The sequence below is a fragment of the Desulfatiferula olefinivorans genome (assembly GCF_054657895.1).
In genome coordinates this window covers 101,818-115,436 of sequence record NZ_BAAHXV010000014.1, presented here as the reverse complement: position 1 = coordinate 115,436, position 13,619 = coordinate 101,818, and the positions used below count along the sequence as shown (strand labels likewise).

At 56.1% G+C, this 13,619-nt stretch carries 16 protein-coding genes; 4 read left to right on the top strand and 12 right to left on the bottom strand.

Features of this window, described 5'->3' with window-relative positions; translation table 11 throughout:
* Window positions 1–40: 40 nt before the first annotated feature.
* From ACYQ11_RS11880 to ACYQ11_RS11835, 10 genes are all read right to left on the bottom strand, one after another.
* Window positions 41–796: a sulfite exporter TauE/SafE family protein gene (locus ACYQ11_RS11880; RefSeq protein WP_459924002.1), complete on the bottom strand. Its 756-nt coding sequence runs from the start codon at window positions 794–796 to the stop codon at window positions 41–43.
* A 24-nt stretch (window positions 797–820) separates the two neighbouring features.
* Window positions 821–1,432 (bottom strand): FmdE family protein, encoded by a 612-nt coding sequence (locus tag ACYQ11_RS11875; RefSeq protein WP_459924001.1) that lies wholly within the window; start codon window positions 1,430–1,432, stop codon window positions 821–823.
* Between the two features lie 16 nt (window positions 1,433–1,448).
* Entirely contained in the window at window positions 1,449–1,727 is a 279-nt protein-coding gene (locus ACYQ11_RS11870; protein WP_459924000.1) for a hypothetical protein, read from the bottom strand.
* Window positions 1,728–1,760: 33 nt separating this feature from the next.
* Window positions 1,761–1,925, bottom strand: a complete 165-nt coding sequence (locus ACYQ11_RS11865) for a (Fe-S)-binding protein (RefSeq protein WP_459924004.1) — start codon at window positions 1,923–1,925, stop codon at window positions 1,761–1,763.
* 64 nt (window positions 1,926–1,989) lie between these two features.
* Entirely contained in the window at window positions 1,990–2,694 is a 705-nt protein-coding gene (locus ACYQ11_RS11860; protein ID WP_459923999.1) for a cytochrome c biogenesis CcdA family protein, read from the bottom strand.
* Between the two features lie 3 nt (window positions 2,695–2,697).
* Window positions 2,698–3,117, bottom strand: a complete 420-nt coding sequence (locus tag ACYQ11_RS11855) for a thioredoxin family protein (protein WP_459923998.1) — start codon at window positions 3,115–3,117, stop codon at window positions 2,698–2,700.
* Between the two features lie 25 nt (window positions 3,118–3,142).
* Window positions 3,143–3,373, bottom strand: a complete 231-nt coding sequence (locus ACYQ11_RS11850) for a thioredoxin family protein (protein WP_459923997.1) — start codon at window positions 3,371–3,373, stop codon at window positions 3,143–3,145.
* 12 nt (window positions 3,374–3,385) lie between these two features.
* Window positions 3,386–3,898, bottom strand: a complete 513-nt coding sequence (locus tag ACYQ11_RS11845) for a thioredoxin family protein (protein ID WP_459923996.1) — start codon at window positions 3,896–3,898, stop codon at window positions 3,386–3,388.
* 4 nt (window positions 3,899–3,902) lie between these two features.
* Entirely contained in the window at window positions 3,903–5,078 is a 1,176-nt protein-coding gene (locus ACYQ11_RS11840; RefSeq protein WP_459923995.1) for a permease, read from the bottom strand.
* Between the two features lie 33 nt (window positions 5,079–5,111).
* The gene (locus ACYQ11_RS11835; RefSeq protein ID WP_459923994.1) at window positions 5,112–5,456 is read right to left on the bottom strand and encodes an ArsR/SmtB family transcription factor; all 345 of its coding nucleotides are present in this window, start codon (window positions 5,454–5,456) and stop codon (window positions 5,112–5,114) included.
* Between the two features lie 208 nt (window positions 5,457–5,664).
* Here ACYQ11_RS11835 and crcB point away from each other — a divergent pair, with 208 nt between their 5' ends.
* The 4 genes from crcB (at window position 5,665) to ACYQ11_RS11815 (ending at window position 11,718) form a co-directional block, all read left to right on the top strand.
* Window positions 5,665–6,057 (top strand): fluoride efflux transporter CrcB, encoded by a 393-nt coding sequence (crcB, locus tag ACYQ11_RS11830; protein WP_459923993.1) that lies wholly within the window; start codon window positions 5,665–5,667, stop codon window positions 6,055–6,057.
* Window positions 6,054–6,404: a DUF190 domain-containing protein gene (locus ACYQ11_RS11825; protein WP_459923992.1), complete on the top strand. Its 351-nt coding sequence runs from the start codon at window positions 6,054–6,056 to the stop codon at window positions 6,402–6,404. The genes crcB and ACYQ11_RS11825 overlap by 4 nt, the downstream gene beginning before the upstream one ends.
* Window positions 6,405–6,844: 440 nt before the next feature.
* Window positions 6,845–9,922, top strand: coding sequence for a transporter substrate-binding domain-containing protein (locus ACYQ11_RS11820; RefSeq protein ID WP_459924003.1), 3,078 nt, complete (start codon window positions 6,845–6,847; stop codon window positions 9,920–9,922).
* Window positions 9,919–11,718, top strand: coding sequence for an ATP-binding protein (locus tag ACYQ11_RS11815; RefSeq protein WP_459923991.1), 1,800 nt, complete (start codon window positions 9,919–9,921; stop codon window positions 11,716–11,718). The genes ACYQ11_RS11820 and ACYQ11_RS11815 overlap by 4 nt, the downstream gene beginning before the upstream one ends.
* Window positions 11,719–11,796: 78 nt before the next feature.
* On the opposite strand, the gene ACYQ11_RS11810 is transcribed toward ACYQ11_RS11815, so the two are convergent.
* Window positions 11,797–11,922 (bottom strand): hypothetical protein, encoded by a 126-nt coding sequence (locus ACYQ11_RS11810; protein WP_459923990.1) that lies wholly within the window; start codon window positions 11,920–11,922, stop codon window positions 11,797–11,799.
* Window positions 11,923–12,176: 254 nt separating this feature from the next.
* Window positions 12,177–13,610, bottom strand: coding sequence for an APC family permease (locus tag ACYQ11_RS11805; protein ID WP_459923989.1), 1,434 nt, complete (start codon window positions 13,608–13,610; stop codon window positions 12,177–12,179).
* Between the last annotated feature and the right edge of the window lie 9 nt (window positions 13,611–13,619).

Here is a 13,619-nt window from a genome sequence, read left to right as displayed (position 1 = left end):
ACCAGAATGAATAATTGATCGTTAATTTAATCATACTTGTTTATGCCTGAAATAACAGGCTCCACATCATTTTGCCCGCGATGAGCAGAAGCACGACACCGACCATTCGTTTGACCTGGGTCTGGTTGAGTTTGTCGGTCATCAGCCAGGCGCCGACCACCGCGCCAAGGGCAGAGCCCAGCGCGGTAAAACCCAGAAGCGGGGCGCTGATATTCCCGATGGTGGCATGGCCTAAAAACCCGGACAGCGACGAAAAAATCACAATGAAAGACGTGGTGGCAGACGCTTTTTTTGGATCCACACCCAGCCCGATCAAAACCGGTACAATAAAATTACCACCGCCCACGCCCAGCAATCCGCCAAGAAAACCGGCGAAGGCGCCGATCCCGCAGCCATAAACAAGCTGTCGTGTTTTCGTTGCCTGGTTCTTTTGGGGTTTGGGTTTGTAGAACAGCATCATTCCTGCGGCAAACACCAGAAACGCCACAAACAACCAGAGCAACAGACTGCGGTCGAGTCCCTTGCTGACAAATGCCCCCAAGGGTGATAGCGGTGTGGCCACAAAAAGAATGGGGATGGCCACGCTCCAAAGGATCAGATCTTTTTTATAAAAGCGATACGACGCGAACATCATGGCAATGGCATTGAGCAGAAGCGCGGTGGCCATGGCCACATGGAGGTCGATCCCCATGGTCATGAATACCGGAATCAGGATAAACGCCGCGCCAACCCCGGCAATGGTCAGAAGGGTGGTGAAGAATAGTGTGATGAATCCTGCAACGGCAAAAACGGTCATGCCTCACCTCCCGATTACAATAATCTATTTCTCATACCCGGAGCAGGGGATACACATGTGTTTTTCCCCAACCACCCGCAAGTAGGCTTTGGCCGTCAGTTCCCCGCATTGATCGCAGGGGATAAGGCCCATGATTTCACCGAAATCATCGCCCCATTCATAAGGTTTCACCGTGCCGACAATGAAGGCATCGGTTTCCGGCGCATCCCAGATCATATCCGCCATGTCCCAGGCTTCCTGTTCGGGAATCTCCGTGGGCGGTATGCCCTGGCCGCGTTTTCTCATGAAAGAAGATTCGCTGACCTTTTTATGATGGGGGCCGTTTTTATAGGATACGCGCACACACTGTTCTTTCTTTTTATCGATCAGGACAAACGCCAGTTTTCCCCAGCCTGCCTTATCGATGTTTCCCTTTCCGAGTGTGCAGCCCGTCGTAAACTGAACCCCGTCGGCAAAACATTGTGCCCCGTGGTTGTTTCCGATTTCGAGGATGCAGTGCAATTCACCTGAGGAGCCCGTGCGTTTCACACCCAGTTCCCTCAAGGCGATCATGCCTGCCCGTGCACCGGCCGCACTGGCCCAGCAGATATGTCCATGGAAATGAAAGGTTTGTTTGAGAATGTCTTTGTCGGTCATGATGCCCTCCAATTTGTTATCTGGTGTTTGTTGTTTTTTTGAGTCGGCTGCGGATGAAGCCAAGCAACTGTTTCCAGTCGGTGGCGCACAGGGCGAAAAAAGCCCCCACCGAGCCTGCGAGACCGACACCGACCGGGCATCCCGCCTGACCGCAGAACGGGCAAACGGAAAACGCGGCATAAAGACCGGTGAATCCGAACCATTTGCCGATGAAACGGAACAGATGGCCAAAGGGTGAACGGCGGGCAGGGCCTTGGGGTGTTTTGTGGTTGGGCATTTCTGAGAGGATGTCCATGTTTTACATAATCCCTTGCAATGGGTCAGAGTGTCAGAGGATCAGGTTGAAAGGGCCCATGTAATCGGCGAGTTTCTGTCGGGCCGCAGCGTCCATGACCGGGCAGTCTTCCGGGCCTTTGGCTCCTTCGGTGATCCGGGTGGCGAAAACCATGCAGGTGGACTCCTTGCATTGCCTGAACCCGGCTTTGTTGGGCAGGCGTTTGAGGATCTCGATGATCTTAAAATAATCAGATCGTTGGTTGATCTTTATTCATAACCCTTTACGTACCGAGAAAGGGGCTTGCGATAAAATAAATCCCCAGGATCACGATGACGACGCCCGCGCCTTTTTTGAACCAGGCGCCGGTGCTCTGAAAGGCGCTGTTTTCCAGCAGACGGCGCACCAGGGCCGTGGAGCTTCCCGCGATGACGATGGGCAGGCAATGGCCGAGGGCGAAGAGAATGATCAGGAGAATGCCGGTCATCACCTGCTGCTGAACCGTGACGATGGCCAGAATGGGGGCGATGAATCCAAAGGTGCATGATCCTGAGAGAAAACCGTAGGCCAGGCCGAGAATCAACGCGCCGAAAAGACCCCGGACTTTGAGGCGGTAAAGCAGGCTGCCGGACATGGAGCAGGACTCCACCCCCAGCATGCCCAGGGCCACCCAGATCAGGATGATCCCCACAAGCACTTCAAAATAAATCCCCACGTCCCCCATCATCCGGCCCAGAAGGGAGCAAACAATACCGATGACGGCAATGGTGATGAACAGACCGATAGAAAAGGCCAGGGCGTAGACTCCGGCCTGGCGGGGTTTGACGGCGTTATCCTGGCCGCCCACGTAAGCGATGATCAAGGGGATGGACGCCAGGTGGCAGGGGCTGAGAAGGACGCTGATCAGACCCCAGATGAAGCAGCCCAAAGCGGCCAGCAAGGTGCCGCTTGTGATCCATTGGTTGACGGTGATAAAAAATGATTCCATTTTTTATCCTTTGTCGTCTACAGGAGCTGTTTCTGGCGCCGGAATCCCCATTTTCGAGAGCTGGCCGATGATGGCGGTTTCGTCCATGAAACCGGTATGGCGGTATATTTCCCTACCCTCCGCATCGAAAAAGATCTGGGTGGGAATACTCCGGATGCCGAAACGTCTGGCCTGTTCGTTGTTCTCCCAGACATCGATGAACACGATGTCCGCCTTGCCCCGATAGGCCTCTTCGAGTTTGACCAGAATGGGGGCCATCATCTTGCAGGGGATGCATTTCTTGGCCCCCAGGTCGATCATGGTGACGGTGCCGTTGGCCGGAATGGTGTTGAAGTCGGCGGTCTTTTCCACAGAAAAGACGAAAGGGGTGACCAGCAAAACGCAGGCCAGTCCGGCGATCAAGCCGAGAATTGTTTTTTTCATGGTGTGTTCCTGTCTGTCCTTGAGATTATTTCAGCCAGCCTTTGACGGCATCTTTGGTCGGCACCTTGCCCACACTTTTCACCTCGCCGTCGATGACCACCGCCGGGGTGCCGAACACGCCGTAACCGGCGATCTGGATCAGGTCGGTGACTTTTTCCATGGTGGCCGCAACGCCGGTTTCCGTCAGAACCTCCTGAATCAGCTCGGCGGTTTTTTTGCATTTCGCGCAGCCCGGTCCCAGTACTTTAATATCCATGGTGTTCTCCTTTCATGTGTTTGCTTGTGTGATGTCGTTGATCCAGGTGATGATTTTCTGCCGAGGCGGAACGCGGCCCACGGCCTTGACGTCTCCGTTGATCACCAGGGCCGGAGACCCCAAAACGCCGTATTCGGCGATGGTTTTGATATCCCGGACATGGTCGATGGCCGCACGGATTTTGAGGTCGGCCACGATGGCCATAACCTCCCGCTCCAGTTGATCGCACCTCGTGCACCCCGGTCCGAGAATTTTAATGTCGATGACGCCGGGCTCTGTAACTTCCGGTTCCACCGGTCTGCCCACGGCCAGGCAGTATTCACGGAAAAACGCCTGTTCATAGCGTTCCCGAGCCGGGGGCGCGATGTAGTTCTTTTTCCCGAGGGCCTGCATCAGCCGTTGTGTGATCTCTTCGTCCGAAAGGGTGTCTTTTTCGGCTGCCAGGTCGGCCAGCGCCTGTTTAAGGCCAATGATCCCCACCGTGTTCGCGCCGACTTTGATCTGGCGGATGTCGTTAACGCCCATGTTCTTATCCTCCCACGATCATGCCGTACATCATCCCTGCAACGGTCGACAGGATGACGATGATCGTGCAAAACGCAGCGGTTTTTTTGACGCCCATCACGCTTGATATGACGATCATGTTCGGCAAAGACAGGGCCGGACCTGCGAGAAGCAGGGCCAGGGCCGGTCCCTGTCCCATGCCCGAACCGATCAGGCCCTGGAGAATCGGAACTTCGGTAAGGGTGGCGAAGTACATCAGGGCCCCGGCCACCGAGGCGAACAGGTTGGCCCACAGGGAATTGCCGCCCACCAGAGCCTGGATATAATGCTCGGGAATCAGAGCCGGCCGGCCGGGACGTCCCAGTAAAAATCCCGCCACCAGAACACCGGCAAACAGCAAAGGAAAGATCTGCTTCATGAAACCCCAGGTCGAATCCACCCAGTCTTTGGCCTCGTCTTTGGAAAACCAGGCCGTGAGCATGACCCCAAGGGCGATCAAAAGGCCGCCGGTCACGTACCATTTGACGGAAAAAATCAGGGGCCATAGGCCCTGTGCGTCCGCCGAGGGTTTTGCAAAGGCGGCGAAAATAAGAATCAGCACCATGGTCCCAACAAAAAGAGAGTCCTGAAACAGGGTGCGCGACTCGCCGTCATGGTCCGGCACATAAATTTGACCGGTGGTTCGGGCCGCATCGTCTTTTCGGAAAATAAAGGCCATCAGAAGGCCCGTGACAATGGCGAAGAAAATGGCCCCCACGGCCCGGGCCAGCCCAAGCTGCCATCCGAGGATTTTTGCGGTGAGGGTGATGGCCAGCACGTTGACGGCCGGTCCCGAATACAAAAAGGCCGTGGCCGGACCGATGCCCGCCCCCCGGGTGTAGATTCCGGCGAACAGGGGCAGCACCGTGCACGAACAGACCGCCAGAATGGTTCCGGACACCGAGGCCACGGAATAGGACAGGATTTTGCCGGCCTTGGCTCCGAAATATTTCAATACCGAGGCCTGGGACACGAAGACGGCAATGGCCCCGGCAATGAAAAAGGCCGGAATCAGACAGGTCAGTACATGCTCCCGGGCGTATTCCTGAAGCATCATAAAGGCTTCGAGGCCCGAGGTCCTTATCAATTCAGAATCCCAGGGAATGTAATAACACCCAAGAAAAATAAGAATCAGCCACATCAGTTTATAACGTTCTTTCATTATCCTGCCTTTGTCTCTTTCGGTTTAGAAACATCAGTTCCGTGTGAGGATCATCCGATCCGCCGTTTTCGCCTTGTCCAGAATGTCTTCAAACCCCGTATCCCCGTCCAGCCACCGGCCGAGAAGGTCCAGCATGTCGTCGGCATAGGGGCTTTCCGGGTGCTCCGCCAACGAATAGTTGACCCACAGCCCGTCTTTCCGGGACGTGACCAGATCGGCGTCCTCGAGGATTTTCAGATGCTTTGAAATCGAACTCTGGGCCAGCCCCAGGCTGTATCTTAGCTCGCACACGCACATGGTCTTCATCGTCAGAATTTTCATAATACGCAACCGGTTCGGGTCGGACAGAGCCTTCATCACCCGGGTAATTTTTTTCATAAAACACCTCCATTAAATCGCTGAATTGGAATATAGTAATATACTTTTTCCCCGTCAAGGCAAAAATCCACCTTATCTTGGGAAGCGCCGACGTCCACTTCGTCCACCCTGTCCACACCGTCCACATTGTCCACTTGAATTCCCACCCCGAAATTGCTACGTTCTACCTTGTTTGAACGCCTCTTTTCACGAAAGGAACCCCTGACCCTTGAAAACCGCAGCCGCCATCGCCCTGTTTTGCGCGGGGGGTGGTTTGACCCGATATTACCTGTCGTCTTTCGTCTACACCGTTTTCGGACGGTCCTTTCCCTACGGCACCCTTGCGGTCAATGTCATCGGGGCCTTTCTGATCGGCGTGATCATGGAAGTCGGCCTCAACAGCACCCTGATTCCGGCGACCCTTCGTGTGGGCCTCACCGTGGGCTTCATGGGCGGGCTCACCACCTTTTCGACCTTCAGCTACGAAACCTTTGTCCTGCTCGAAGACGGCCGCCTGCCGGCGGCCCTTGTCAACATTCTGGCCAGCGTCGCGATCTGCCTTGTGTTTACCTGGGCGGGCATCGTCGCCGCGCGCATGATCGCTCAAGGAGGAATGCCATGACCAAACTGGTGGGAGAACAGGTTCTGATGCGGATCTTCATCGGGGAAAACGACCGGTTTGACGGCAGGCCCCTTTACGACGCCCTGGTCGAGATGTTTCGTAAAGAGGGTTTCGCCGGGGCCACGGTTCTTCGCGGGATCACGGGCTTTGGCGCCCACAGCGTCTGCCACACCCAGAAGCTTTTGACCCTGTCCTCGGATCTGCCGCTGATCGTCGAGGTGGTCGACACCCAGGAAAAGATCGATGCCGTCATGCCCCGGATCGACACCATGATGAACGGCGGCATGATCACCCTCGAAAAAGTCACGGTGATCCGTTACAACGGCGGGGATCATCATACCCCCTGACCGCGTTGCCCGTATCGAACGGTGTGATTGTCGTCGATACCGATACCGATCGCGTTGAAAAGGAAACACGCATGCGATTGCCATGACCGGAAGGGCTGCATGAATTGACATTTCGCATCGCATCCTTTAGACTGTTGTTATTCTTCACACGTCCCAACGCAGCAAGCGAAGGCCCTTCACGCTTTCGTAATCAATGTTGACGGCTTCGTAAAATGTCCGATCTCTGCGTTACGCGTCATCCCTCGTCACTGCGGCGTACCCTAAGTACGCCTCATTCCTCGGGATTCGCAAGCCTTGATCTCGAACATTTTACGAAGCCGTCCAAAAACTTGTTTTTTACGAGATCATCAATGTTGAACCCAGGCATCCATGGCGAACCCGATATGATTGATGTCCCATGCAAATTCAGGTGCAGGCACAACCGCGGATCGATGATCGTGATGTTTTTCGTTATGGTTGCGGCGATGCTGTTTTTTCCGGTCCGGGGCCGTGCGATTCAACCGATTTCGGCGGCATCGGAGACGGACTATCCGCCCTTTTGTCTGATTGACCAAGCCGGGGAACCCACCGGATTTTCAGTGGAATTGATGAACGCGGCCCTTGCGGCCATGGGGCGGACGGCGGTCTATCGAACCGGACCCTGGCCCGAGATCAGGGGCCTGCTCGAGAGGGGAGAGGTCGAAGCGCTGCCTCTGGTGGGCCGGACGCCCGAGCGGGAGGACCTCTTTGATTTTACCTTTCCTTATATGTCCCTCCACGGCGCCATTGTGGTGCGTGACGATACCAAAGGCATTGATTCCATCGACGATCTGGCCGGCCGTCGTGTCGCCGTGATGAAAGGGGACAATGCCGAAGAATTTCTTCGCCGCAAGGATCGCGGGATTGATATTGTGACAACGCCCAGTTTTGAGACGGCCGTTCAGGAACTCTCCAGCGGGCTCCATGACGCGGTGGTTGTCCAGCGGCTGTTGGCGGTGCGCCTGATTCAGGAGTCCGGACTGGGCAACCTGAGGATAATCGATACGCCCATCGAGGGCTTTCGCCAGGATTTCTGCTTTGCCGTCCGTGAGGGCGATCGGAAAAACCTTGCGCTTCTCAATGAAGGGCTTGCCCTGGTCATGGCCGACGGCACCTTTCGCCGTCTTCACGCCAAATGGTTTGCCGCCCTTCAACTGCCGTCGGACCGCCCCATCATCATCGGCGGCGATCACCGTTATCCGCCCTTCGAATTTCTTGATGATTCCGGACGGCCTGCGGGCTTCACCGTGGATATGGCCCGGGCGGTTGCCCGTGAGATGAACATGAACATCCAGATCCGCCTGGGTCCCTGGGCTGACATCATCGAAGCGCTGAAAAGCGGAGAAATCGACGTCATCGGCGGCATGTTCTATTCCCTGAAGCGCAACCGGAATTTTGACTTTTCCCCCCCGTATCTGGTCTCGCACTATGTGAGCGTCGTCCGGCGTGGGGCCGGAGATCCTCCCGAATCCTTCGACGACCTGGACGGTCTTAGTCTGGTCATCCAGGAAGGAGATATCATCTCGGATGTTCTGTCTGAAAAAAAACCGGATCTTCACCCCGCTCTGGTCCAGAGCCAGTACGATGTGCTGAAGGCCGTGGCCGAAGGCCAATATGACGGCTCGATTGTTCCCCGCATCAGCAGCATGCACCTGATCGAATCCCAGGCGTGGGACAACCTGGTGTTTGGTAAAAAGAGCCTTTACGCCGGTGATTACGCCTTTGCCGTCCGCAAGGGACGATCCGCCCTTCTCGCCCAGTTCGGCGAGGGACTGAAGGTTCTGGAGGAAAACGGCGAATACCGGAAAATCAGTGACAGGTGGCTGGGCGTATTCGCTGAAAAGCCGGTCTCCCTTAGGGATGCGCTGGCCTATTCGGCCATGGTCATCGTCCCCCTTACCCTTGTTCTTCTGATTGTTTTTCTGTGGTCATTTTTCCTGAAACGCCAGGTGGCTGCCCGAACCGAAGAACTTCGGGCCGGTGAGGAGTTCCAGCGCGCCATGATCACCTGCTCGCCCGTGGCCATTTACTGCGTCGATCTCGACGGCAAGGTGGCGGCCTGGAGTGCAAGCGCCCAACGCATTTTCGGGTGGAACAAGGACGAGGTCGTGGGCCGCCCCCTGCCCATCGTTCCCGACGACAAACGTGAAGAGTTTCAGCATTTGCGTGACTACGTCCTTGCCGGGGATGGGTTTTCAAACAGACACCTGATTCGGAGGCGAAAAGACGGCAGTCTGTTCGACGCCAGTCTTTCCGTGGCCCCCATCCGCGATGCGAAAGGCCTTATCATCGGAATCATGGGGGCGGTCGAGGATATCACCGATCGGATCCGGGCTGAAAACGAACAGGCCAGACTCCAGGCCCAGCTGATTCAGGCCCGCAAGATCGAATCCGTGGGACGCCTGGCCGGAGGGGTCGCCCACGATTACAACAATATGCTGGGCGTTATCATCGGTTATGCCGAGATGGCCATGGCCAGACTGTCGCCGGGCGACCCGCTTCAGGACGATCTTTCCGAAATCATGAAGGCGGCCCGCCGTTCGAGTGACATCACCCGTCAGCTTCTGGCCTTTGCCAGAAAGCAGACCATCGCCCCCAGGGTGATCGACCTGAACGAAACCGTCGAGGGCATGCTCAGGATGCTTCGGCGTCTGATCGGTGAGGACATCGATCTGACCTGGCATCCCGCCCATGAACCCGGTATGGTGAATATGGATCCCACCCAGATCGACCAGATCCTGGCCAACCTTTGCGTGAACGCACGGGACGCCATCGGCGGGGTGGGGAAACTGACCATCGAAACAAATCATGCCCGGTTTGATGAAGACGACTGCGCCGGCTGTCCGGGTGCCGTTCCCGGAGACTTCGTGATGCTGGTCGTCAGCGACGACGGCTGCGGCATGGCCCCGGATACCCTGGAGAATCTTTTTGAACCCTATTTTACCACCAAGGGTATGGGCAAAGGCACGGGGCTTGGCCTGGCCACGGTTTACGGTATCGTGAAACAAAACGGCGGGTTTATCCAGGTGAACAGCGAGCCGGGAAACGGGTCGACATTCACGATTTACCTGCCGAGCCACCAGGGTCAGAAGGATATGGAACCGAAGCCGGAAAAGGATGACGTTCCTTTGGGACACGGTGAAACGGTTCTGATTGTCGAAGATGAACCATCCATCCTGAAACTGACCGAAGCCATTCTGGCCCGTCTCGGCTATGACGTGATCACGGCCCCGTCGCCTGCAAAGGCTCTGGAGGCGGCCGGGGCCCATGAGGGCCGCATCCATCTGATGATCACCGACGTGGTTATGCCCGAAATGAACGGACGGGATCTGGCGGAACGGCTGAAAAGATTTCATCCCGCCATGCGCGTCCTTTACATGTCCGGCTACACCGCCGATGTGATCGCCCATCGGGGCGTTTTGGGAACGGGGACAAATTTTATTCAAAAACCGTTTTCCAAACACGATCTTGCGGTTAAAATCCGAGAGGCTCTGAAATGATGAAACGGTTTTCCCTTCGTTTTCCTCTTTTCGTTTCCATGATGTATGCCCTCTTTGCCGGGCTCTGGATCGTTCTTTCCGATCGCGCCATCAGCCTTATGACCAGTGATCCGGACAAACTGACCTTTCTCCAGACCTATAAAGGATGGGGGTTTGTCACCATCACCGCCGTTATTTTGTATCTGCTGCTTCAGCGTGAATGGGCCAGGCTTCAGGCAGAGATTCACGGCCGCACCATGGCGGAAAAAGCCCTTTTGAAAAGCCAGGACCGGCTGATCAGGGCCCAGCGGCTGGCCGGCATGGGTGATTTTACCTGGGATGTTGAAACCGGTGAGGTTTCATGGTCCGATGCCCTGTTCGATATGCTGGGATATGAAAAAACCGATGCCATTGATTATCACGACATTTACAACCGGTTTCAACATCCGGACGATCGGGAGTCCGTCACCCGATGGCTTCATGCGGGCATCGACTCCGACAGCCGTGAGCTTGCTCCCGTTGAATGCCGCCTCATGCATAAAAACGGGGAGGAGATCATCGTTCGTATGGTCGGCACCATAAGGCGCGAGGCCGGACGACAGCCGGAATTTTTTGTCGCACTTCAGAATATTACAGAGCTCAAACGCAGGGAATTCGAACACCTGGAACTGAAGGCCCAATTGAATCAGGCTCAGAAAATGGAGTCGGTGGGTCGTCTGGCCGGGGGCGTGGCTCATGATTACAACAATATGCTGGGCGTGATTATCGGTTATACGGAACTGATCATGGACAGGGCAGCCCCGGATGATCCGCTGCAGCACGATTTGTCGGAGATTCTCAACGCGGCCAGGCGTTCCGCCGATATCACCCGACAGCTTCTGGCCTTTGCCAGAAAGCAGGCCATCGCCCCAAGGATCATTGACCTCAATGACACCGTCGAGGGGATGCTCAAGATCCTTCGGAGGCTGATCGGGGAAGATATCGATCTGAAGTGGCAACCCGCCTGCCGGCTGGGGTTCGTCAATATGGATCCGTCCCAGATCGATCAGATTCTGGCCAATTTGTGTGTGAATGCCCGGGATGCCATCGGCGGGGTGGGAAAACTCAGCATCGAGACAGACAATGTCCGCTTTGACGAGGCCTTTTGTGCCGAACATCATGGGTTCACACCGGGCGATTACGTGATGCTGGCCGTCAGTGACGATGGTTGCGGCATGGACATGCATACCCTGGAGAACCTGTTCGAGCCTTATTACACCACCAAGGACATGGGCAAGGGAACGGGTCTGGGGCTTGCCACAGTCTACGGCATTGTCAAGCAAAACGGGGGGGTTATCCAGGTTGAAAGCGAGCCCTCGAGCGGCTCCACCTTCAGGCTCTATCTGCCGCGTCATGAGGCCGGCAAGAACCGGACGGTTCTCGAGGAAACCTTCGAAATTCCCGTTGGCAAGGGTGAGACCCTGCTGATTGTCGAAGACGAGATTGCCATGCTCAATCTGGCCCAAACCATTCTGACGCGATTGGGCTATACGGTTCTCGGAGCCGCGTCTCCCGTCCAGGCCCTGTCCCTTGCCGAGGCCCATGCCGGTGAAATCGATCTTTTGATCACCGACGTGGTCATGCCTGAGATGAACGGCCGGAGTCTGGCCGAACAGCTTCACAGCCGCTACCCGGAGATCAAGATTCTGTTCATGTCCGGCTATACGGACGACGTGATCGCCCATCGGGGCGTGTTGGGATCGGGGATGAATTTTGTCCAGAAACCGTTCTCGCAGCGGGATCTGGCCATCCGGGTGAACGAGGCGTTGAGGTCCTGATTCCTGTCGACCATGCTGATAAAAAAAGGCCCCGCATAAAGCGGGGCCTTTGCATTCATACCTTATTTATAAAAGCCGCTAAAAGGCTTTGGGGGGCCAGTTGAAGGCCGGGTTCAGGAATTCGTTTTCAATGGTCTTGACTGTTTTGGGGATGATGTTGATCAGTTTAACGCTTTTTTCAATTTCTCTGCGAATCGTATTCATAACGTCCTCCTATTGAATCCATCGAAGATGGTCATTGTCAATTGTTGAACCTAATATAATCCGATTATGGTGCAGTGCAATAGGAAGGGCAAAAAAAAATTGATTTTTTGGAAGACGCAGGATGGGAAACCGTCAGTGTATGAGTGTTCAGGGATGTTGACGCGTCCAGGCGCAGTTGCAGCATTCGGACGAAAGCAGGTGATCCCGGAAACCCGACGGGAGGATGCGGGTTTCCGGGAGAAGTCCAAACGGGATCAGAGGCGCGGGTCGCCGCCTGCCTGTGGAAGGGCGGGTGCCGGGTAGCCGGGTCCGATTGTCCGAAGCCTTGTTTTCCTGGTGAACAGGCCATAGGCCAGAAGGCCGATGCCCATGGTGGCCAGGCCGAACAGGGCGCCCATCGGGCGGCTTTTGACTGAAAAGACGATAATCCAGAGGTTCCCGGCGATGAACAAAAGGGGCGTCAGGGGGTAGGCGAAGGTGGTGTATCCCCGGTGATTTTTCCCTTCCCCCCGCATCCTCAGACGCATCAGTCCCGCCACCGTCAGCATGGCGAACAGCGAGAGGGTGAACCCGATGTAGATCAGCAGGGCTTCAAAGGAAGCGGACATAACCAGGACGATGGCGATGCCCGCCTGGAGCATGATGGACCGGGTCGGTGTTTTCCGTTTGGAGTCGATACGCATGAATGTACTGAAAAAGACTCCGTCTTCGGCCATGGCGTAATAGATCCGGGGGCCGGTCAAAATCATGGCGCTGATGACGGACAGCAGGCCCAGGGTCACGGCGGCGCTGAACAGCCGGCTTATTCCGTCTCCGAACAGGGCCACCGCCGACACGGCGCCGATCTCCATGACGCCCATCATGGCGGAAGGGGGCAGGGCGTAGAGATAAACCACATTTAAAAGAACGTAAAGCGCCGCCACGATCAGGGTGCCCCAGAACAATGAAAGGGGAATGCTTCGTCTGGGGTTGATGATCTCCGATCCCATGTAGGCGGACGCGTTCCATCCGCTGTAGGCGAAGCTGACAAAGATCAGCGATACGGCGAAGGATTCGGCTGAAAGCCCTTTAACGGTGAATCCCGCCGAAAAGGCCTGATCGAACGAGCCCCGTCCCCAGATCAACCCGGCTGCGATGAAGCAGACGATCAGGGCGGCTTTGAATACGGTCAGGGCATTTTGAACCCGACTGCCGCGTTTCAGGCCGGAGGCGTGAACCAGCGACATCAGCACGATGACCCCGACAGCCGAAAGGGTCCGGGGGCTTATCAGCGCAACACCCGACACGGAAACAAGGGCGTGTGACCCATCGATTCCCAGCACCTGAAAACCATAGGTGGCAAAGGCCAGGGCCGCCGCCGCGATGGGTGCGGAAAATCCCACGATCAGGGATATCCAGCCGGACAGAAAACCCAGGGGCGGTCCGAAGCATTCACGGAGAAACACATATTCCCCGCCGGCTTTGGGAAAGCGGGCACCCAATTCTCCGTAAGACAGGGCGCCGCACAGGGCGAAGAGTCCTCCTGCGGCCCAGCAGATCAGAAGGGCCGCAGGACTTTTCAGCTCGGCCATGATGAATCCCGAGGTGGTGAAGATGCCTGTTCCCACCATGTTGGCGATGACCAGCACCGTGGCGGTAAACAGACCGATGTCCCGGGAGAGACCGTTTCCTTGGGGATCAGGGCTCATGTGCTGTCT